Source organism: Janthinobacterium sp. LM6 (assembly GCF_002002885.1).
Taxonomy (GTDB): Bacteria; Pseudomonadota; Gammaproteobacteria; order Burkholderiales; family Burkholderiaceae_D; genus Janthinobacterium; species Janthinobacterium kumbetense.
Window position 1 is genome coordinate 4,954,478 of record NZ_CP019510.1, and the last position, 20,604, is coordinate 4,975,081.

Annotated in this window: 20 protein-coding genes; 15 read left to right on the forward strand and 5 right to left on the reverse strand. The window is 61.4% G+C overall.

Annotation, left to right across the window (positions count from 1 at the left end):
• Positions 1 to 5 precede the first annotated feature (5 nt).
• Positions 6 to 563: an outer membrane beta-barrel protein gene (locus tag BZG29_RS21715; RefSeq protein ID WP_077407483.1), complete on the forward strand. Its 558-nt coding sequence runs from the start codon at positions 6 to 8 to the stop codon at positions 561 to 563.
• Positions 564 to 706: 143 nt separating this feature from the next.
• Positions 707 to 1,072 (forward strand): ribonuclease E inhibitor RraB, encoded by a 366-nt coding sequence (locus BZG29_RS21720; protein ID WP_077407485.1) that lies wholly within the window; start codon positions 707 to 709, stop codon positions 1,070 to 1,072.
• 63 nt (positions 1,073 to 1,135) lie between these two features.
• Here BZG29_RS21720 and BZG29_RS21725 read toward each other — a convergent pair whose 3' ends face one another.
• Both BZG29_RS21725 and BZG29_RS21730 read right to left on the reverse strand, forming a co-directional pair.
• The gene (locus BZG29_RS21725; RefSeq protein ID WP_077407487.1) at positions 1,136 to 2,458 is read right to left on the reverse strand and encodes a homoserine dehydrogenase; all 1,323 of its coding nucleotides are present in this window, start codon (positions 2,456 to 2,458) and stop codon (positions 1,136 to 1,138) included.
• A gap of 72 nt (positions 2,459 to 2,530) precedes the next feature.
• On the reverse strand, positions 2,531 to 3,760 hold the full coding sequence (locus BZG29_RS21730; RefSeq protein WP_077407489.1) for a pyridoxal phosphate-dependent aminotransferase: 1,230 nt from the start codon (positions 3,758 to 3,760) through the stop codon (positions 2,531 to 2,533).
• Between the two features lie 423 nt (positions 3,761 to 4,183).
• On the opposite strand from BZG29_RS21730, the gene BZG29_RS21735 reads away from it, so the two are divergent.
• From BZG29_RS21735 to BZG29_RS21790, 13 genes are all read left to right on the forward strand, one after another.
• On the forward strand, positions 4,184 to 4,576 hold the full coding sequence (locus BZG29_RS21735; protein WP_070311121.1) for an Mth938-like domain-containing protein: 393 nt from the start codon (positions 4,184 to 4,186) through the stop codon (positions 4,574 to 4,576).
• Positions 4,573 to 6,246 (forward strand): glycosyltransferase family 39 protein, encoded by a 1,674-nt coding sequence (locus BZG29_RS21740; protein WP_077407491.1) that lies wholly within the window; start codon positions 4,573 to 4,575, stop codon positions 6,244 to 6,246. Before BZG29_RS21735 ends, BZG29_RS21740 begins: the two co-directional genes overlap by 4 nt.
• A gap of 206 nt (positions 6,247 to 6,452) precedes the next feature.
• Positions 6,453 to 7,589, forward strand: coding sequence for a DegT/DnrJ/EryC1/StrS aminotransferase family protein (locus BZG29_RS21745; protein WP_077407493.1), 1,137 nt, complete (start codon positions 6,453 to 6,455; stop codon positions 7,587 to 7,589).
• Positions 7,590 to 7,600: 11 nt separating this feature from the next.
• Positions 7,601 to 8,596 (forward strand): glycosyltransferase, encoded by a 996-nt coding sequence (locus tag BZG29_RS21750; protein ID WP_077409228.1) that lies wholly within the window; start codon positions 7,601 to 7,603, stop codon positions 8,594 to 8,596.
• Entirely contained in the window at positions 8,596 to 9,513 is a 918-nt protein-coding gene (locus tag BZG29_RS21755; RefSeq protein ID WP_077407495.1) for a formyltransferase, read from the forward strand. Before BZG29_RS21750 ends, BZG29_RS21755 begins: the two co-directional genes overlap by 1 nt.
• Before the next feature lie 21 nt (positions 9,514 to 9,534).
• Positions 9,535 to 10,587 carry a bifunctional UDP-4-keto-pentose/UDP-xylose synthase gene (locus BZG29_RS21760; protein WP_070290550.1) on the forward strand — a complete coding sequence of 351 codons (1,053 nt, stop codon included), beginning with the start codon at positions 9,535 to 9,537 and terminating at the stop codon, positions 10,585 to 10,587.
• The gene (locus BZG29_RS21765) at positions 10,587 to 11,546 is read left to right on the forward strand and encodes a polysaccharide deacetylase family protein (protein ID WP_077407497.1); all 960 of its coding nucleotides are present in this window, start codon (positions 10,587 to 10,589) and stop codon (positions 11,544 to 11,546) included. Before BZG29_RS21760 ends, BZG29_RS21765 begins: the two co-directional genes overlap by 1 nt.
• Before the next feature lie 122 nt (positions 11,547 to 11,668).
• On the forward strand, positions 11,669 to 12,091 hold the full coding sequence (locus BZG29_RS21770; RefSeq protein ID WP_217916808.1) for a peroxiredoxin: 423 nt from the start codon (positions 11,669 to 11,671) through the stop codon (positions 12,089 to 12,091).
• Positions 12,092 to 12,380: 289 nt separating this feature from the next.
• Positions 12,381 to 14,201: a PhoH family protein gene (locus BZG29_RS21775; protein WP_077407499.1), complete on the forward strand. Its 1,821-nt coding sequence runs from the start codon at positions 12,381 to 12,383 to the stop codon at positions 14,199 to 14,201.
• Positions 14,202 to 14,340: 139 nt separating this feature from the next.
• On the forward strand, positions 14,341 to 15,015 hold the full coding sequence (locus BZG29_RS21780; RefSeq protein ID WP_077407501.1) for a site-2 protease family protein: 675 nt from the start codon (positions 14,341 to 14,343) through the stop codon (positions 15,013 to 15,015).
• Positions 15,016 to 15,209: 194 nt separating this feature from the next.
• A complete protein-coding gene (locus BZG29_RS28240) occupies positions 15,210 to 15,374 on the forward strand; it encodes a hypothetical protein (RefSeq protein ID WP_171985088.1) in 165 nt (54 codons plus the stop codon).
• A gap of 258 nt (positions 15,375 to 15,632) precedes the next feature.
• Positions 15,633 to 16,574 (forward strand): bestrophin family protein, encoded by a 942-nt coding sequence (locus BZG29_RS21785; RefSeq protein WP_077407503.1) that lies wholly within the window; start codon positions 15,633 to 15,635, stop codon positions 16,572 to 16,574.
• An 82-nt stretch (positions 16,575 to 16,656) separates the two neighbouring features.
• Positions 16,657 to 16,857 carry a heavy-metal-associated domain-containing protein gene (locus BZG29_RS21790; protein WP_077407505.1) on the forward strand — a complete coding sequence of 67 codons (201 nt, stop codon included), beginning with the start codon at positions 16,657 to 16,659 and terminating at the stop codon, positions 16,855 to 16,857.
• A gap of 46 nt (positions 16,858 to 16,903) precedes the next feature.
• Here the strand turns inward: BZG29_RS21790 and BZG29_RS21795 are convergent, their stop codons facing one another.
• From BZG29_RS21795 to BZG29_RS21805, 3 genes are read right to left on the reverse strand one after another with little or no spacing between them, the layout of a single operon-like run.
• On the reverse strand, positions 16,904 to 17,626 hold the full coding sequence (locus tag BZG29_RS21795) for a glutathione S-transferase (protein WP_077407507.1): 723 nt from the start codon (positions 17,624 to 17,626) through the stop codon (positions 16,904 to 16,906).
• A 21-nt stretch (positions 17,627 to 17,647) separates the two neighbouring features.
• A complete protein-coding gene (gene cueR / locus BZG29_RS21800; protein ID WP_077407509.1) occupies positions 17,648 to 18,067 on the reverse strand; it encodes a Cu(I)-responsive transcriptional regulator in 420 nt (139 codons plus the stop codon).
• Positions 18,064 to 20,418 carry a heavy metal translocating P-type ATPase gene (locus tag BZG29_RS21805; protein ID WP_253192910.1) on the reverse strand — a complete coding sequence of 785 codons (2,355 nt, stop codon included), beginning with the start codon at positions 20,416 to 20,418 and terminating at the stop codon, positions 18,064 to 18,066. The genes cueR and BZG29_RS21805 overlap by 4 nt, the downstream gene beginning before the upstream one ends.
• Between the last annotated feature and the right edge of the window lie 186 nt (positions 20,419 to 20,604).

The following is a 20,604-nucleotide window of genomic DNA, read 5'->3' on the forward strand; positions in this document are numbered from 1 at the left end:
TCAATATGAAAAAGCAATTGTTTGCAGCAGTCGTAGGCGCCGCCCTGGCATTCCCTTTGTTCGCTCAAGCCGAAGGCACCTACATCGGCGCCAACGTCGGCCGTTCGGAAATGAAGCTGTCCATCGATGAAGCAGGTTCGACCAAGAAAAGCAATACCGGCTACAAAGCTTATGCAGGCTACGACTTCACGCAAAACTTCGGCGCGGAAGCCGGCTACGTCGACTTTGGCAAACTGACGACAACCTTCGACGGTGATAAACTGGACGTGAAAAGCCATGCATTCTACGTTGCCGCCACCGGCACCCTGCCACTGAACGAACAGTTCTCGCTGTTCGCCAAGGCTGGCGTGTCGCAAAACCGCACCAAAGTCAGCGTCGTTGGTGAGAACGTTAACGACTCGACCAACAAGACCTCCGCCATCTTTGGCATCGGTGCCGCCTACCACTTTGACAAAAAACTGTCGCTGGTCGCGGAATACGAAAACTTCGGCAAGGTAGCAAACGGCGATGACGCCAAGCTGAAAGCCGACATGCTGTCGATCGGCCTGCGCTACAAGTTCTGATTCACGCTCGCGCGCATCAGCATCCAGCCGTTGCAACGGCTGATAAGAAACCGGCTGCATAGCCGGTTTTTTTTATGGGCGCATGGCGCGCCACGGGCACCGATGTTAAGATCTCGCCCTGAAATTGACTGAAAGATTCCGCCATGATGACCAAAGAAGACGTAAGCGAACTGTTCGCCAACATCGCCGAGAACGCGCCCTGGGACCTGTCCCAGCCGCTGCTGTGGGGCTATTACTTCACCAACCCGACTTCCGAACCGCTGGAGCAGGCCGCCACCGTGCTGGCGCTGCAGGGCTACCGGCCGGTGGAACTGTACCAGCCGGAACTCGACGATCCGGCGGCACCGCCCGTGTGGGTACTGCACGTGGAAAAGGCCGAAGTGCATGGCGTCGACAGCCTGCACGCGCGCAATGGCGAACTGATGGCGTTTGCGCAGGAAAACCAGTTGGCCAGCTATGACGGCATGGATGTGGGCCCCGTCGGCGCGCCCGACGTACCGCAGCATTAAGACAGTCATCGGATGGAAAAACGGCGCCCGCGGGCGCCGTTTTGCATGGATCGCTGAAAACGCTCAGCTGAGGTTTTCCAGGCGGATCTTGGTGACCGTGCCCACCACGCTATTTAACGCTTCCATCTTCTCGATGGCGGCCGTGACGTTCTTTTCCTGCGTCTGGTGCGTCAGCATGATGATGTCCGTATGCGTCTCGCCTTCGGCCGGCTCTTTTTGCAGCATGGCGTCGATCGAGATGCCCCGTTCGGCCAGGATGCGCGTCAGGTCGGCCAGCACGCCCGGCTGGTCGGCCACGTGCATGCGCAGGTAGTAGCTGGTGGTGATTTCCGACATCGGCAGGATGGCGATGTCGGTCATCGCGTTCGGCTGGAACGCCAGGTGCGGCACGCGGTGTTCCGGGTCGGCCGTGGCCAGGCGGGTGATGTCGACCAGGTCGGCGATCACCGACGAAGCGGTCGGCTCGGCGCCCGCGCCGCGGCCCGAGTACAGGCTGGCGCCGACGGCGTCGCCATGCACCAGCACCGCGTTCATGGCGCCTTCCACGTTGGCGATCAGGCGCTTGGCCGGGATCAGGGTCGGATGCACGCGCAGCTCGATGCCTTCCACGCCGTTGACGGTGGCGCGCTTGGTGATGCCCAGCAGCTTGATGCGGTAGCCCAGCTGCTCGGCGTAGCGGATGTCGACGGCATTGAGGTTGCTGATGCCTTCCACGTAGGCCTTGTCAAACTGCACCGGGATGCCGAAGGCGATGGCCGACATGATGGTGGCCTTGTGCGCGGCATCGACGCCTTCGATGTCGAAGGTGGGGTCGGCTTCCGCGTAGCCCAGTTCCTGCGCCTGTTTCAGCACGGTGGCGAAATCGAGGCCCTTGTCGCGCATCTCGGACAGGATGAAATTGGTGGTGCCGTTGATGATGCCGGCGATCCATTCGATGCGGTTGGCCGTCAAGCCTTCGCGCAGCGCCTTGATGATGGGGATGCCGCCGGCGACGGCCGCTTCAAAGGCCACCATCACGCCCTTGTCCTGGGCGGCGGCGAAGATTTCATTGCCGTGCACGGCCAGCAGGGCCTTGTTGGCCGTGACCACGTGCTTGCCGTTGGCAATCGCCTGCATCACCAGGGTTTTCGACAGGTCGTAGCCGCCGATCAGTTCGACGACGATGTCGATCTCGGGATCGTTGACGATCAGGTAAGGGTCATTGACGACCTTGCAGCCGCCGGCGACGAGCGCTTCGGCGCGCGCCATGTCGCGCACGGCGACGGCGACGACTTCAATGCCGCGGCCCGCGCGGCGCTTGATTTCTTCCTGGTTGCGTTTCAGGACGCTGAACGTGCCGTAACCGACATTGCCCAGGCCCAGCAGGCCGATCTTGATGGATTTCATAGTGTGCTTGACTGCTCATAAGTGGCGCCCCCTTGGGCGGCGCCAGGTTGATCGGTATTGCTACTGTCTGGCTCAGCCCCGGCTATGGCGCTTGCGGTAACCTTCGAGGAAGCGCGCAATGCGGCCCATGGCCTCGGTCAGGTCATCGGAGTTGGGCAGGAAGACGACGCGGAAATGGTCGGGCGCGATCCAGTTGAAGCCCGTGCCCTGCACGATCAGGACCTTCGCTTCGGCCAGTAATTCATAGGCAAACTGCTGGTCGTCGGCGATCGGGTAGATCTCCGGGTCCAGGCGCGGGAACATGTACAGCGCGGCCTTCGGCTTGACACAGGTGACGCCCGGGATATCGGTCAGCAGCTTGTGCGCCAGGTCGCGCTGTTTCAGCAGGCGCCCGCCGGGCCCCACCAGGTCTTGTATGCTCTGGTAGCCGCCTAACGCCGTCTGGATGGCAAACTGCCCCGGCGCGTTGGCGCATAGCCGCATCGAGGCCAGCATGTTGAGGCCCTCGATGTAATCTTTTGCGTGGCGCTTTTCGCCCGAGACCACCATCCAGCCGGAACGGTAGCCGCAGGAGCGGTAATTCTTCGACAAGCCGTTCATGGTGATGAACAGCACGTCGTCGGCCAGCGAGGCGATCGACACGTGCTCGGCTTCGTCGTACAGCACCTTGTCGTAGATCTCGTCGGCGAAAATGATCAATTGGTGCTGGCGCGCCAGTTCGACGATCTGCAGCAGCACGGAAACCGGATACAGCGCGCCCGTCGGATTGTTCGGGTTGATGACGACGATAGCCTTGGTCTGCGGCGTGATCTTGCGGCGCATGTCCTCGATGTCGGGATACCACTCGTTCTGCTCGTCGCACACATAATGCACGGGATTGCCGCCCGACAGGCTGACGGCGGCCGTCCACAGCGGGTAATCGGGCGCCGGCACGAGCACTTCGTCGCCGCTGTTGAGCAGGGCGTTCATCGACATGACGATCAGTTCGGAAGCGCCATTGCCCAAATAAATGTCATCGATGGTCACGCCGGCGATGTTCTTGCCCTGCGTATAGTGCATGACGGCCTTGCGCGGCGCGAACATGCCTTTCGAATCCGTATAGCCGGCGGCATTTTGCAGGTTGAGCATCATGTCGCGCACGATCTCGTCCGGCGGATCGAAGCCGAATACGGCCAGGTTGCCGATATTGAGCTTGGTGATCTTGTGGCCTTCTTCTTCCATTTGCCTGGATTTTTCCAGGACCGGGCCGCGGATGTCGTAGCAGACGTCCGCCAATTTATTCGATTTCTGAATCGGTCGCAAAATAAATCCCTGTCGTGATGCGGCGCGGTAAGCAGAACTTGCAGCATGATAGCCGCGCCAGAACTATGAACCCGTGAAACTGCGATGCGAAAGACTGCAAGGCGAAAACAACCATTCTCGCCGAAAACAGGCCATTTTATCAAATTAAACATGGCCAACCCCAGCATTTGACGCTGATTCTGCCACGCCGGCGCCTCCGGACGGCAATCCGGCACGCGCCATCTTCATCTTCCCTTAATCTGGCAGCATTACCATGGCGCCAGCAGGCAGTCCCACTGTGGCGCCGAAGATTGCAATTTGGAAAGGATGTTGCTTTTCAGTCGCTCTTTTCTGTCATTTATGGCATGCTTACGCCCTTGGCCGCGGCACCCAGTTTGGCCGCGCGCGCACCGATCAACCGACACGACCAGCCCCGATATCGCCATGAAACTCCACGCCAGCAGCACCCAACAATACCAGACTGTCACCGGCTATGACGAAAACGGCGTCGAGATCAATGCCCAGCCGTACAACTACAGCCTGATCGTCATGCCGGAAACGCCCCCGCGGGCGTGGGAAGTGGACAGTTTCGAGCAATTGAACGAGGCGCATTTCGCGCAAATCCTCGCCGATGCGCCCGACGTGGTCATCCTCGGCACGGGCGAGCGCCAGCGCTTCGTGCATCCGAAGCTGACGGCCGCGCTGACCATGCGCCGCATCGGCGTCGAATGCATGGATAGCCAGGCCGCCTGCCGCACCTACAATATCCTCATGGGCGAAGGCCGCAAGGTCACGCTGGCACTGATCCTGGCCCCGGCCGCGGGCAAGGCCGCATGAAAATCAATGTCAACGAGCTGCACTCGTCGCGGGTGCTGATGTGGTCGCTGCTGGGCATCTTCATCGTCGTCACCCTGTATGCGCTGGGCGTGCGCACCCTGGTACCGCCCGACGAAGGCCGCTACGCCGAGATGGCGCGCGAAATGTTCGTCACGGGCGACTGGATCACCACGCGCCTGAACGGCATCAAGTACTTTGAAAAGCCGCCGCTGCAAACCTGGATGAATGCGCTGACCTTCGCCGCCTTCGGCCTGGGCGAATGGCAGGCGCGCCTGTGGACTGGCCTGTGCGGCATCATCGGCGTGTGCATGACGGCCTACGCGGGCAAGAAAGTGTTTGGCCCGCGCGTAGGCCTGTATGCTGGCCTGGTGCTGGCGTCGAGCCTGTTCTGGCTCGCTTCCGGCCAGATCAATTCGCTGGACATGGGCCTGTCGGGCATGATGACCCTTACCCTGGGCAGCCTGCTGATCGCCCAGCGCGACGACGCCACGGAGATCGAGCGGCGCAACTGGATGCTGGCCTGCTGGGCCGCCATGGCGCTGGCCGTGCTGGCCAAGGGCCTGATCGGCATCGTGCTGCCGGGCGCCGTGCTGGTGCTGTATTCGCTGTGCGCACGCGACTGGCGCATCTGGACGCGGCTGCACCTTGTCAAGGGCTTGCTGGTGTTCTTTGCCGTCGCCACGCCGTGGTTCGTGCTGGTCGCCCTGCGCAATCCGGAACAGCCGCATTTCTTCTTCATCCACGAGCATTTCCAGCGCTTCCTGATGAAGGGCCACAAGCGCGAAGGCGCCTGGTATTACTTCCTGGTGCTGCTCATTCCCGGCATCCTGCCATGGATAGGCGTGCTGCCGCAAAGCCTGGCCGCCGCCTTCAAGCGCCAGGAAGGCGCCTTCCAGCCCCGCCTGATGCTGCTCGTCTGGGCCGTCTTCATTTTCTTCTTCTTCAGCTATTCGACCTCGAAGCTGCCTGGCTACATCGTGCCCATCTTCCCGGCGCTGGCCCTGCTGGTGGCGCTGTACCTGGAATCGGCCTCGCGCCGCCAGCGTCTGTTCGCCGCCGGCCTGCTGTGCGCGCTGGGCGCGGCCATCCTGATCGGCGGACCGATCGCCTTCAGCAAGGCCAGCGCACGCGACGCGGAAGCCCTGGTCGCGCTGAAGGGCTACCAGCCATGGCTGATGGCGGCCGGCTTCTTCGCCCTGGCCGGCGGCGCCCTGGCCTTGCTGCATGCGCGCCAGTTGCGCCGCGACATGACGGTGCTGACGATTGCCGGCGCCGGCTTCCTGGCCACGCACTGCATCCTGGCCGGCTCCGAACTGTATGGCCAGAACCGCGCAGGCACCGACATGCTGCCGCAGATCCAGGCCGAACTGACAGCCGACACCAAGCTCTATTCGATCGGCATCTATGAACAGTCGCTGACGTATTACCTGCAGCGGCCCGTGATCCTCGTCGATTACTGGGATGAGTTTACGTTTGGCCTGAAACAGCAGCCCGAACTGTCCATCCCGAACATCGAGCCTTTCATCGCGCAATGGACGAACGATGCCAATGCCGGCGTGCACGACATGGCGATTATCAGCCTGTACCGCTACAAGGAATTGCAGGGGCGTGGCGTGCCCATGCGTGTGATTGCCGAAGATGCGCGCCGCATGGTCATTGCCAACAAGTAAATATTTACCTGGGGCGCGAGGCAGCACGGATCGCGCCCCCGGCCAGCTTGCCCCGCCCCCGCATCAGCAGGATTTTTCACCGCTGAAAAGCTGCGCCGCCATACTGACGATATAAAATAGCCATGCCTGCCGGCGCCTTTTCACGGCACTGGCAGCGTCGGCGATGCCGATACCCTGACACAATACAGATCCAAGAACTGCGCCCCATGACCTCTACCCTGCCCTTTTTGCCCTTTTCCAAACCCACCATCGATGAAGCGACCATCGCCGCCGTCGGCGAAGTGCTGCGCTCGGGCTGGATCACCAGCGGCCCGAAAGTGCAGGCCTTCGAAGCCCAGCTGTCCGAGTATTTCGGCGGGCGCCCCGTGCGCACCTTCAATTCGGGCACCTGCACCATGGAAATCGCGCTGCGCATCGCAGGCGTCAAACCCGGCGACGAAGTCATCACCACCCCCGTGTCGTGGGTAGCGACGGCCAACGTCATCATCGAAGTGGGCGCCACGCCCGTGTTTGCCGATATCGATCCCGTTACGCGCAATATCGACCTCGACAAGCTGGAAGCGGCCATCACCCCGCGCACGAAAGCCATCATCCCCGTCTACCTGTCCGGCTTGCCCGTCGACATGGACCGCCTGTACGCGATTGCTGAAAAGTACAATTTACGGGTCGTGGAAGACGCGGCGCAAGCGTTCGGCTCCACCTGGAAAGGCAAGCGCATCGGTGCGTTTGGCGACTTCGTCTCGTTCAGCTTCCAGGCCAACAAGAACATCACCACGGGTGAAGGCGGCTGCCTCGTCCTCAACAACCTGGAAGAAGCGAAACTGGCCGAGAAATACCGGCTGCAGGGCGTGACGCGCAGCGGCGTCGACGGCATCGATGTCGATGTGCTGGGCGGCAAGTACAACATGAGCGACATCATGGCCGCCATCGGCCTGGGCCAGTTTGCCAACATCGACGCGATCACGGCCCACCGCCGCGCGCTGGCACGCCACTATTTCGCACAATTCGGCAGCGATTTCGAAGCGGCCAGCGGCGCCCAGCTGCCCGTGCAGGACTTTGAAAACAGCAACTGGCATTTGTTCCAGATCATCCTGCCCGATAATGGCCCCGGCACGCGCGCCGCCTTCATGCAGGCGATGGCGCAGCAAAACGTGGGAACGGGCTATCATTACGCACCGATCCACCTGTTTACCATGTACCGCGAACGCGGCTTTACCGAGGGCATGTTCCCCGTCTCGGAAAAGATCGGCCGCCTGACCGTGACCTTGCCGATGTTCTACGCCATGACGACACAGGACGTGGAACGCGCCGTCGCCACCGTCAAATCCATTCTCATCAAATGAGCAGCGCGCCGATGAAACCTGAACTGTCCATTATCATTCCGATCTACAACGAGCAAGATGGCCTGGCCAGCCTGTTCGCCCGCCTGTATCCGGCCCTCGACGCCCTCCAGACGAGCTACGAAATCATCTTCGTCAACGATGGCAGCCGCGACAATTCGGTGCCCATCCTGGCGGAACAGTTCCGCCAGCGCCCGGATGTCACGCGCGTAGTCTTGTTCAACGGCAATTATGGCCAGCACATGGCCATCCTGGCCGGTTTTGAAGCGTCGCGCGGACAAATCATGATCACGCTCGACGCCGACCTGCAGAACCCGCCCGAAGAAATCGGCAACCTGGTGGCGAAGATGCGCGAAGGCTACGATTACGTGGGCTCGATCCGGCGCAAGCGGCAAGATTCCGCCTGGCGCACGCTGGCCTCGAAGATGATGAACCGCCTGCGCGAACGCATCACCAACATCAAGATCACGGACCAGGGCAACATGCTGCGCGCGTATGGCCGCAACGTGATCGACCTGGTCAATCAGTGCGCCGAAGTCAATACCTTCGTGCCCGCCCTGGCCTACACGTTTGCCCGCAAGCCCACGGAAATCATCGTCGAGCACGAGGAACGGGCGGCCGGCGAATCGAAATACTCGCTGTACAGCCTGATCCGCCTCAATTTCGACCTGGTCACGGGCTTTTCGCTGATTCCCCTGCAAATCTTTTCGATGCTGGGGATGGCGATGTCGCTGGGCTCGGCATTGCTGGTGATCTTCCTTCTGATACGCCGCTTCCTGCTGGGCGCGGAAGCCGAAGGCGTGTTTACCCTGTTCGCCATCGCTTTCTTCTTCATGGGCGTGATCCTGTTCGGCATCGGCCTGGTGGGCGAATACGTGGGACGCATCTTCCAGCAAGTGCGCGCCCGTCCCCGCTACGTGGTGCAAACCATCTTGCAGGACGGCATGACGCAGGCGGAAGCCGAGGCGCCATCGTATGTGCGCCTAGAAAAACGCCAGGTGGGCCGCTGATGGGCGCCCCGCGCGCCGTCGTCTTCGGCTACCACAATGTGGGAGTGCGCTGCATCAAGGTGCTGCTGGCCGGCGGCGTCGACATCGCCCTCGTCGTCACGCACGAAGACAGCCCCACGGAAAACCTGTGGTTCGAATCCGTCGCCAGCCTGTGCCAGGCGGAAGGCATCCCGTACATCACGCCATCGGACGCCCGCGCGCCCGAGCTGCTGGCGCAGGTGCAGGCGGCAACACCGGACATGCTGTTCAGTTTTTACTACCGCCACATGTTGCCGGCTAGCATCTTGGAAGTCGCGCCCGCCTACAATATGCACGGCTCGCTGCTGCCGGCGTTCCGCGGCCGCGCGCCCGTCAACTGGGCCGTGCTGCATGGCGCCCCGCAAACGGGCGCCACCCTGCATGAAATGACAGTCAAGCCCGATGCCGGCGCCATCGTCGCGCAAACGGCCGTGCCCATCCTGCCCGACGACACGGCCTTCGAAGTCTTCGGCAAGGTCACCGTGGCGGCGGAACAAACCTTGTGGAACGTGCTGCCGGCCTTGCTGGACGGCACCGCGCCGCGCCAGCTCAACGATTTGCGCCAGGGCGGCTACTTTGGCGGCCGCAAGCCCGAAGATGGCAGGATCGACTGGAAGTTACCCGCGCAGCAGGTTTACAACCTGCACCGGGCCGTCGCGCCCCCCTATCCCGGCGCCTTCACCGAAGTCAATGATGTCATTTACATTATCGAAAAAGCCCGTTTGAGCAAGCATTCCGCAGGAAGTTTGCCACCGGGCTTGGCGGTAGTGGATAATTGCATCTTTGGCGTCTGCGGAGACGGCCGCATGCTGGCCATTTCCGCGCTGAGGGCTGCCGGGGAGCCGATTTCGGCTCAGCAATTGCAAGCAAGTCTGACCACCCGCGTCAGCACACACTGATATCACTCAAGAGAATCTCACATGAAAAAAGTCCTCATCTTAGGCGTCAACGGCTTCATCGGCCATCACCTGTCCAAGCGCATCCTGGAAACCACCGACTGGCATGTCTACGGCATGGACATGAACACGGACCGCATCACGGAATTGCTGGAAGATGACAACTACAAGTCGCGCATGCACTTCTTCGAAGGCGACATCACGATCAACAAGGAATGGGTCGAATACCACGTCAAGAAATGCGACGTGATCCTGCCCCTGGTCGCCATCGCCACGCCTTCGACCTACGTCAAGCAGCCGCTGCGCGTCTTCGAACTGGACTTCGAAGCCAACCTGCCGATCGTGCGCTCGGCCGCCAAGTACGGCAAGCACCTGGTCTTCCCGTCGACCTCGGAAGTGTATGGCATGTGCCATGACGAGGAATTCGACCCGGAAAACTCGGAACTGATCTGCGGCCCGATCAACAAGCCGCGCTGGATCTATTCGAACGCCAAGCAGCTGATGGACCGCGTGATCTGGGGCTACGGCATGGAAGGCTTGAACTTCACCCTGTTCCGTCCCTTCAACTGGATCGGCGCCGGCCTGGATTCGATCCACACGCCGAAAGAAGGTTCCTCGCGCGTGGTGACGCAATTCTTCGGCCACATCGTGCGCGGCGAGAACATCTCGCTGGTCGACGGCGGCGCGCAGAAACGCGCGTTCACCTACATTGACGACGGCATCGATGCACTGATCCGCATCATCGCCAACAAGAACGGCATCGCCAGCGGCAAGATCTACAACATTGGCAATCCGACCAATAACTATTCGATCCGCGACCTGGCCGGCATGATGCTGACCCTGGCCGCCGAATACCCGGAATACGCCGAAGGCGCGAAACACGTGAAAATCGTGGAAACGACCTCGGGTGCCTACTACGGCGCCGGCTACCAGGACGTGCAAAACCGCGTGCCGAAAATCACGAATACCTGCGAAGAACTGGGCTGGGCGCCGACCACCACCATGGCCGATTCCCTGCGCAACATTTTCGACGCCTACCGCAGCCAGGTAGCCCAAGCCAAAGCACTGATGGATTAATGTTGAGCAAGCCGTTCCTGACCCTGAAAATCGACGTCGATACCTATCGCGGCACCCGTGAAGGCATGGGCAACCTGGTGCGCATGCTGGCCGCGCACCAGGCCAAGGCCACCTTTCTGTTCTCGCTGGGCCCCGACCACACGGGCTGGGCCCTGCGGCGCGCCTTGAAGCCCGGCTTTTTCAGCAAGGTATCGCGCACCTCGGTGGTCGAGCACTACGGCTTGAAAACATTGATGTACGGCACTTTGCTGCCGGGACCCGATATCGGCAAGCAATGCGCGGCGCAATTGCGCGCCGTGCGCGATGCCGGTTTCGAGTGCGGCATCCACACCTGGGATCACACCCTGTGGCAAGACAACGTGGCCAAGCGCAACGCCGCCTGGACCATCAACATGATGCGCAAGGCCGCCAACCGCTACGAACAAGTGTTTGGAACAAAGCCGCACACGCACGGCGCGGCCGGCTGGCAAATGAATGTCAGCGCCTTTGTCGAACACGACACGGCCGGCTACCGCTTTGCCTCCGATGGCCGCGCCATGCTCGACGCGCGCGGCGCCATGGTGCATCCAAGCAATGGCCCGCACCGCGTGCGCAACGGCAACACGATCCTGCAATGCGTGCAATTGCCCACCACCCTGCCCACCCTGGATGAATTGCTGGGCTGCGAAATCGACGGCAAACTGATTACAACCGGAAATGTTGCCGCGCATATATTGTCGCTGACGGCCGACAACCCGCGCGATCACGTATATACCTTGCATGCGGAACTTGAAGGTCAGAAACTCGCCCCCATTTTCGAACAACTGCTGGCTGGCTGGAAAGCCCAGGGCTACCAGTTTGCAGCGATGGGCGATTATTATGAAAAGATAAAAAATACGGACTTGCCCGTTTGTCCCGTCACCTGGGATGAGCTGCCAGGCCGTTCGGGACGCCTGATTGTGCAGGGCAAAGCGGCCTGAATGCTGTATTGTTGCACCTGGATGCGTTGCCAGGTTAAAAACAGCGCTGATGATGACCGTTCAGGAGAGAACCTGTGGCTGATAGCCAATCCCTCGTTAGCATACCCGACTTTAGCGCCGCGATGACCAGCGGCAAGACCTTTCAGTTGCTGGGCCGCCCGGCCAAGGCCACGGTGCTGTTTTTCTATCCGAAGGACAACACCCCTGGCTGCACCACGGAAAACATTGCCTTTCGCGATGCGTATTCGCAATTCGTCGCTGCCGGCGTGGAAATCTACGGCATCAGCCGCGATTCCCTGCGCTCGCACGAAAGCTTCAAAGCCAAGCTGGAGCTGCCATTCGAGCTCATTTCCGACCCGGACGAAGCCGTTTGCCTGCTGTTTAACGTCATGAAGATGAAACAGATGTACGGCAAGACGGTCCGTGGCGTCGAGCGCAGCACGTTTGTGATTGACGCCCAGGGCCGATTGGTGAAAGAATGGAGAGGCGTGAAGGTCGCAACTCACGTGGAAGAAGTGCTGGAATTCGTAGCGCATCTGAATTGATCGTCTATTTTGATCCAATGCGCGTTGCCGGCTTCCAGCGAGCTTAGTTCAACCGCAGTTCAGTTCACGGTACCTATCGCCATTTTGAGTCAACGAAGCGCCTCCATCCACTCCGCCAGGCGGGCCTGCAGCCCGCCGATGGCGTCCATGACCGGCCATGCTGCCGGCCTTCCGGCAGTTACTCGTCCTGTAGCATTGTTGTTCCCCCGCATCCACCCCATGAGAAGTGCCGCCAGAAGCTGGCTGCCCATGGGCGATTCATTCCAGAAATTTTTTGATTGAGATCCTGATGCCACTGCCAAAATTACCGAGCAAGCCAGCCACCATCCTGGCCACCCAAGATTACCCAACCGCAGGCGCAGCGCGCCCGGCCACCAAAACCCCGGCAGCCAAGAAAGTGGCTGCACCGATCATTGAAGCGGCGATCGCCGAAGTTGCCAAGCCAGTCCGCAATGCGGCCACGAAGATCAAGCAAGTGGCGGCCCTGATGGTCGCCAAGCCTGTACCCGCCGTTGCGGCACCTGCGCCCGTTGCGGCCGCGCCGGCCGTTGTGGCTGCGCCTGCAGCGAAAGCCAAGCCGGCAGCCAAAGGCAAGGTCACGCCGATCAAGTCCGTCAAGCAAGTCGAGCAGCCGCATCCGGCCAAGCACAAGGCGGTCGAAGTCCAGCTCAAGTCATCCGCCAGCCGCGCCGCCGACCAGCGCGGCATCAGCAAGCTGTTCGTGCTCGACACGAACGTGCTGATGCACGATCCATCGTCGCTGTTCCGCTTCGAGGAACACGATGTGTACCTGCCGATGATGACCCTGGAAGAGCTGGACAACCATAAAAAGGGCATGACGGAAGTGGCGCGCAATGCACGCCAGGTGTCGCGCACCCTGGACGCCCTGATCAGCAATACGGATGACGACGCTATCGAACACGGCATCCTGCTGTCCAAGCTGGGCAACAAGGATGCCAAGGGCCGTTTGTTCTTCCAGACGCGCCTGCAAAGCGCCGACTTGCCGGCTGGCTTGCCAGTGGGCAAGGCCGACAACCAGATCCTCGCCGTCGTGCGTTCGCTCGAGTCGGAGCAGGATGGCCGCCCCGTGGTGCTGGTGTCGAAAGACATCAACATGCGCATCAAGGCGCGCGCCCTGGGCTTGCCGGCCGAAGATTACTTCAACGACCATGTGCTGGAAGATACGGATTTGCTGTACTCGGGCATCGTGCAATTGCCGGACGACTTCTGGAACAAGCACGGCAAGGACATGGAATCGTGGCAGGAAAGCAAGAACGGCTACAGCTCCACCTTCTACCGCGTGACGGGCCCGTTCATTCCATCGTTGCTGGTCAACCAGTTCATCTACCTGGAACCGAAAAACGGCGAAACGCCATTCTATGGCCAGGTGAAACAGATCAACGGCAAGACGGCCGTGCTGCAAACCCTGCGCGACTTCAGCCACACGAAGAACAATGTATGGGGCGTGACGGCGCGCAACCGCGAGCAGAACTTCGCGCTGAACTTGCTGATGAACCCGGAATGCGACTTCGTCACCCTGCTGGGCCAGGCCGGTACCGGCAAGACCCTGCTGGCCCTGGCCGCCGGTCTGGCGCAAGTGCTGGAAACCAAGCTCTACAATGAAATCATCGTTACCCGCGTCACGGTACCGGTGGGCGAAGACATCGGTTTCCTGCCAGGCACGGAAGAGGAAAAGATGTCGCCATGGATGGGCGCCTTCGACGACAACCTGGAAGTGCTGAACAAGTCCGACTCCGATGGCGGCGAATGGGGCCGTGCGGCAACGCAAGACCTGATCCGTTCGCGCATCAAGATCAAGTCGCTCAACTTCATGCGCGGCCGCACATTCGTCAACAAGTTCCTGATCATTGACGAAGCGCAAAACTTGACGCCGAAACAGGTCAAGACCCTGGTCACGCGTGCCGGTCCCGGCACGAAGATCCTGTGCCTGGGCAACATCGCGCAGATCGACACGCCATACCTGACGGAAGGCTCGAGCGGCCTGACCTACGTGGTCGACCGCTTCAAGGGCTGGACCCACAGCGGCCACGTCACCCTGGCGCGCGGCGAGCGCTCGCGCCTGGCCGATCACGCCAGCGAAGTGCTGTAAGTGATAGCGGGCGGCGCAAGCTGCCCAGTCATTCGAAAGCCCCGGCTGCAGCGATGCAGGCGGGGCTTTTTTCATGTGCGCGACTTTTCCCTGCGACATGTTCTAATACCGCTCTCTTTCCTCCAGGACACCGTATCTGATGCCTCCCGCCTTCCAGTTGCTGCTTTGCCTCCTCATCTTCATGTTGATCCACATTTCCGTCATGGCGGCCTGCGCCAGGCTGTTCGGCATCACGGTCCGCAGTGTCAGCTATGGCGTGGGACCGACTTTGCTGAGCTGGGGGAAAGTCCACGTCAAGCTGCTGCCCCTGGCCGGCAATGTGGTGCTGAAAGATACGCGCGAGGAAACCCTGTATGACGACGATCCCTGTCTTGACGCCTATAACTTCCAGCCGTTGTGGAAGCAGGTGCTGCTGCCATTGAGCGGCGTGGCCGTGCTGCTGGCATTGTCACTGGGCATCATGGGAGCGTCGGGCTGGGACAGCTTTGTCGCCGCCTTCGGGCAAATCTTCCATGGCGCGCTGGCGCCGTTGTCGACGGCGCAGGAATTGCTGGGGGAAGGGGAAACCTTTGCCCGCACGCACGGCTTTGCGCTGGTGTTCACCCTGTTCTCGTTGAAACTGTGCGCCTTCAACCTGCTGCCGTTTGCCGGCTTGAACGGGGGACAAGCGCTGCTGGCCATCGCGCGCGGCGGCAAGCCGTATGTGACGTGGGAAGAGACGGCAGCAAAATGGCTATTGCTGCCGGGGCTGGCGGTCTTGCTGGCGTGGCTAGTGGCGTTCGGCTGGTATGGCTGGAAAATCATGGGCGCCTAGGCCTTGAGGCTATTATTTTTTAGATGCTTATCGTATGCTGGCACCACCGTCTTGACGCCATCGGTAAAAGGAGCCGGCATTTTCTCATTCGACACTTGCGGCACGCGCCTGGCCCTATGGGCCATCGCTGCCTACCAGCGCTATCTGTCGCCAGCCGCCAGGCACAGGCGGGGTATTGCGCCTGCGACTTGCCCATGATCGACTACACCGACGTGGCCAGCCTGGCTGATTGCTCGCGGCCGGGCCGCGGCAAGAACCCGATGTGGTTCCGCAATGACTATACAGCCAGTGCCGCACTGAAACGGCAGCAGGAAGAACACCGCAAGAAGATCAAACAGCGACAGGATACGGACAGCTAAATTCACACAATAACTTATAAATGAAATATTCATTCATGAAATGAATAATGCCCATTATCACTGTGAATTGGCTGGAAGCGGCACGGCGGCCTATACTCATGCCGTCTCCCCTACACTGCTTCCCATGCACACCCAGCTCAGCCCGCACACACCGCGGGCTTTTTGTTCCCCGTACCTGCCACTTCGTTTTTTTGCACTTTTTAGCAATCGCTGGGCTTGCGTGTCCCCGCCAGCCCAGCCCCCAGCAAGGAGCGCAACATGATCGTGCGCGAGCGTCCTTCGGCGCTGCGGTTGTTCCTGGTGGTGCGCGGCTCCGTCCTGCCGCGCATCCGCACTACCCTGATCGTCAATACCCTGATCGCCACCCTCGTCACGTGGTGCCACGGCACCTTGTTCGACCACAAGGTCATCCTCACCACCATCCCGTTTACCCTGATCGGCTTGCCGCTGGCCATCTTCCTTGGCTTTCGCAACACGGCCGCCTATGACCGCTACTGGGAAGCGCGCAAGCTGTGGGGCGAACTGGTCTTGCGCAGCCGCAACTTCTCGCGCCAGTGCCAGACGATGATACGCAGCGACACGCCTGCCCACGCCAGGCTGGGCCTGGAGGACGTGCGCGTACGCATGATTTACCGCACCATCGCCTTTTGCCATGCGCTGCGCCACCAGCTGCGCGACACGCGCGGACCAGCCGACTTGCAGCCGCTGCTGCGTGCGCCCGAATGGGAAGCGGCTTGCCAGGCCACGAACCCGTCCGACTACCTGATGCTGCAGATGGGCCACGACCTGGCCGACTGCATCGGGCAAGGCCGCATCGACAGCATCCTCGCCACGCAGATCGATAACACGGTCTCGGCCATGGTGGCGGCGGGTGCCTCGTGCGAACGCATCCGCAGCACGCCGATTCCGTTTTCGTATTCGCTGCTGCTGCACCGCACGGCCTATCTGTACTGTTTCCTGCTGCCCTTCGGCCTGGTCGACTCGCTCGGTTTCATGACGCCCTTCGTCGTCGCCATCGTCGCCTACACCTTCTTTGGCCTCGATGCCCTGGGCGACGAGATCGAGGAACCGTTCGGCGAAGATGCCAACGATCTGCCGCTGTCGGCCATGTGCCGCGCCATCGAAATCAGCTTGCGCGAATCCGTGCAGGACGAGAACGTGCCGCCGCCCATGCAAGCCGTCGACTTCCTTCTCCACTAAAACGCGACAACGCTTCCGCTTGACCTTCCCACCGGGGCAAGGATTACAGTGGAAGCACTTAATCATTCAAGGAGTGCTTGTCATGTATCAGTTACAAGTTGAAAACATGAGCTGCGGCCATTGCGTCGGCTCGGTCACGAAAGCGGTGCAAGGCGTCGATCCGCAAGCCCAGGTGCAGATCGACCTGGCCAGCAAGCGCGTCACGGTGGAATCGCCCGCCGAACTGGGCGCCATCAGCGCGGCCATCGTGGAGGCGGGCTATCCCGTTACCAGCGCGCAATAAGCGCCAGACACGTAAAACAGCCGGCCTTTGCGCCGGCTGTTTTTGTTTACCCGTCCAGTTCCGGGTAATGACGGAAGATGCCTTCTTCATTGAAGGCGATCCTGCGCTTCGACTTCAGGTAACGGGCAATATTCGGCCGCGCCGCCACGGCGTCATACAAGTCAGACAATGCCGGATATTCGGGCGCCAGGCGCGCCATGGCTTGCGGAAACGCATAACGCAAGCCAGCCAGCATCTGGAACAGCGACAGGTCGCCATACGTGAGCTTTGCGCCCAGCAGATACTGGCCGCGACTGCTCAGCAAGACTTGGGTGAAATAATCGAGGAATTTGGGCAAACGTGTTGCGCGAAAAACCGCGCTGCGCAGCATGGCCGCCTGCTGTTGCTCTTCGTAATACTGATTCACCGACAGCGGATGGTGCGTGTCGTGCACTTCCGTCAGCCAGTCGGCCATCGTCAGTTGCAGCTGGTTCAGCCACAAACGACCGCTTTCCGCGCGCGGCGCCAGGCCCAGGCGCCGGCCCAGGTACAAGAGGATATTCGTGGTCTGGCCGATCAGCATGTCGCCGTCGCGCAGCACGGGCGGCGCGTAGGCGGCCTGTGGCGTGCTGTCGCCGTCGAGGCAGGCCAGCATGGCGGGCACGCCCTGCCCCGGGCGTTCGGGCAAGCGGGCGATGTCGCGGTAGTCTGCGCCCGCCTCTTCCAGCGCCAGCCGGATGAATTCTCCGCGCCCCTGTATCGTGGGCCAGTAGTACAGTTCATAGACCATACACACCTCCGTTGATTTACATCAATGGCAACATGGTTTCGTTTCCGGGTCGCCGGCCAGTCCCAGGCTTTGCAGGATGGGGCAATCGGGCTTGTCGTCGCCATGGCACGATTGCGCCAGGTGGGCCAGGGTGTCGCGCATTTCCGTCAGTTCGGCGATGCGCTGATTCAAGTCCGCCACATGGGCCAGGGCGATGCCTTTCACGTCCGCGCTGGCGCGCTGGTCGTTTTGCCACAGCGACAGCAGTTCGCGGATCTGTTCCAACGAAAAACCCAAGCCCCGCGCGCGTTTGATGAAGCGCAAGGCGTGCAAATCGTTCGGCGTGTAGATGCGGTAACCGGCATCGCTGCGCGCGCTGGGTTTTAACAGGGCAATACTTTCGTAATAGCGTATCATTTTTGCCGATACGCCCGTCTCGCTTGCCGCCTGACCGATATTCATCCTTGTTGCTCCTTGGTATGCGCGCTGCGGGCTTTCCAGCGGCGCAGCAACAGGGCATTGCTGATCACGCTGACCGAACTGAAGGCCATCGCCGCGCCCGCCACCATGGGGTTGAGCAAGCCGAAGGCGGCCAGCGGAATGCCGATCAGGTTATAAATGAAGGCCCAGAACAGATTCTGCCGTATCTTGCTGTAAGTGCGGCGCGAGATATCGATGGCGTCCGCCACCAGGGCCGGATCGCCGCGCATCAGCGTGATGCCGGCCGCATGCATGGCCACGTCTGTGCCTGTCGACATGGCGATGCCCACGTCGGCGGCCGCCAGCGCGGGCGCATCGTTGATGCCGTCTCCCACCATAGCCACCTTCGCCCCTTCGCCTTTCAGCGCGACAATTTTAGCGGTTTTATCGGCCGGCAACATTTTCGCCGCCACCGTGTCGATGCCCAGCAGCTTGCCGACGGCGTCCGCGCTGCCTTGATTGTCCCCCGTCAACATCACCGTGCGGATGCCCAGGCTGTGCAAATGGGCAATGGCCGCCTGCGCGTTCGGCTTGACCTGGTCGCTGAAAGCGAACAGGCCCAGCAGTTCCGCTCCCGAAGCCAGCCACGAAATCGTGTTGCCCGTGGCTTCCAGGGACAAGGCCTGCTCCGCCAGCGGCGTCATGTCTACATTCAACTCCTGCATCAACCGCGTGCTGCCCAGTTTCAACTCCAGGCCATCCACGCTTGCCGCCAATCCCCGGCCCGGCAAGGCCGACAGGGCCGTGGCGGGCAAGGACTCGATGTGGCGCAGGGCAGCAGCATCGAGCACGGCCGTAGCCAGGCTGTGCTCGCTGCCGCGCTGGATGCTGGCCGCCAGCTGCAGCAGCCGCGTTTCCTCGATGCCGTGCGCATGCAGGGCCGCCAGCGCAGGTTTTCCCACCGTCAGGGTGCCCGTCTTGTCGAACACGACGGTATTGACGGCGTGCGCCACTTCCAGCGCTTCCGCATCCTTGATCAGGATGCCGTAACGGGCAGCGACGCCCGTGCCGGCCATGATGGCCGTCGGCGTGGCCAGCCCCAGCGCGCATGGGCAGGCGATGACCAGCACGGCCACGGCATTGATGATGGCGTTTTCCAGCTCGCCCGTGGCGAACCACCAGCCCAGCAAGGTCAGCAGCGCCAGCACCAGCACCACGGGCACAAAGATGGCGCTGACCTTGTCGACCAGGTGCTGGATCGGCGCCTTGGCCGCCTGCGCATCTTCCACGAGGCGGATGATGCGCGACAAAGTCGTCTCGCCGCCCACGGCCTGCGTGCGCACCAGCAACAAGCCATCCGCATTGATGGCGCCGCCTGTGACCTTGTCGCCCGGATGCTTATCGACCGGCAAGCTTTCGCCCGTGATCAGGGATTCGTTGATCTGGCTGGCGCCTTCCACCACGACGCCATCGACGGCCACCCGCTCGCCAGGGCGTATCACCACCAGGTCGCCCACTTTGACTTGTTCCACGGGCAAGTCGATCTCGACGCCGTCGCGGCGCACGCGGGCCGACTCCGGACGCAGGACTTGCAGCGCGCGAATTGCCGAGGCCGTCTGGCGCTTGGCGCGGCTTTCCAGCCATTTGCCCAGCAGCACCAGGGTGATGACGACGGCCGACGCTTCAAAGTACAGGTGCGGCAACATTTCACCGGCCGTCAGCCATTGATAGACGGACAAGCCGTACGCGGCGCTCGTGCCCAGCGCCACCAGCAGATCCATATTACCGCTGCCGGCGCGGGCCGCCTTCCAGCCCGCCTTGTAGAAACGCGCGCCAAAGTAAAACTGCACAGGTGTCGCCAGCGCGAATTGCAGAGCACCGGGCAGCATCAGATGGATGCCGGTCCATTCGAGCAGCATCGGCAGCATCAAGGGGAAAGCCAGCACGGCCGCGAACGCCACTTTCAGGCCGTCGCGGTTCGGCGCGGCAACGAGTGCGCTGGCCCGGCTGGCGGCGGGCACCTTGGCTGCATAGCCAGCCTTGTCGATGGCGGCGATCAGGGTGCCCGCATCGGCCTCGCCCGTCACCTTGATGCGCGCGCTTTCCGTGGCCAGGTTGACGCTGGCGGCCAGCACGCCCGGCACCTTCAGCAAGGCTTTTTCCACCCTGCCCACGCAAGAGGCGCACGTCATGCCGGCGACGTTCAGGTCGATTTCGCGCTGCGCCACGCTGTAGCCAGCCTTTTCCACGGCCGCCTGCAAGGTGGCCAGGGGAATCGGCGTGCTGGACGTGACCTTGGCCACTTCGGTGGCCAGGTTGACGCTGGCCTGGGTCACGCCGGGCACGGCGGCCAGAGCCTTTTCCACGCGGCCCACGCACGAGCCACAAGTCATGCCTTCGATGGCCAGCGCCTGCGCATGGGCGGTGGAAGGAGGAGGAGAACTGGAATTGGCGGGAGCGAGTGCGGCCTGGTTCATGGCAGATCCTGTACGAAAGAGTAACGAATAGGGTCAGGATCTGCTATCCCATGATGGGAAGGTCAAGCCCTATTTGCACGGTGTGCCGGGCTTGTTTGAAGA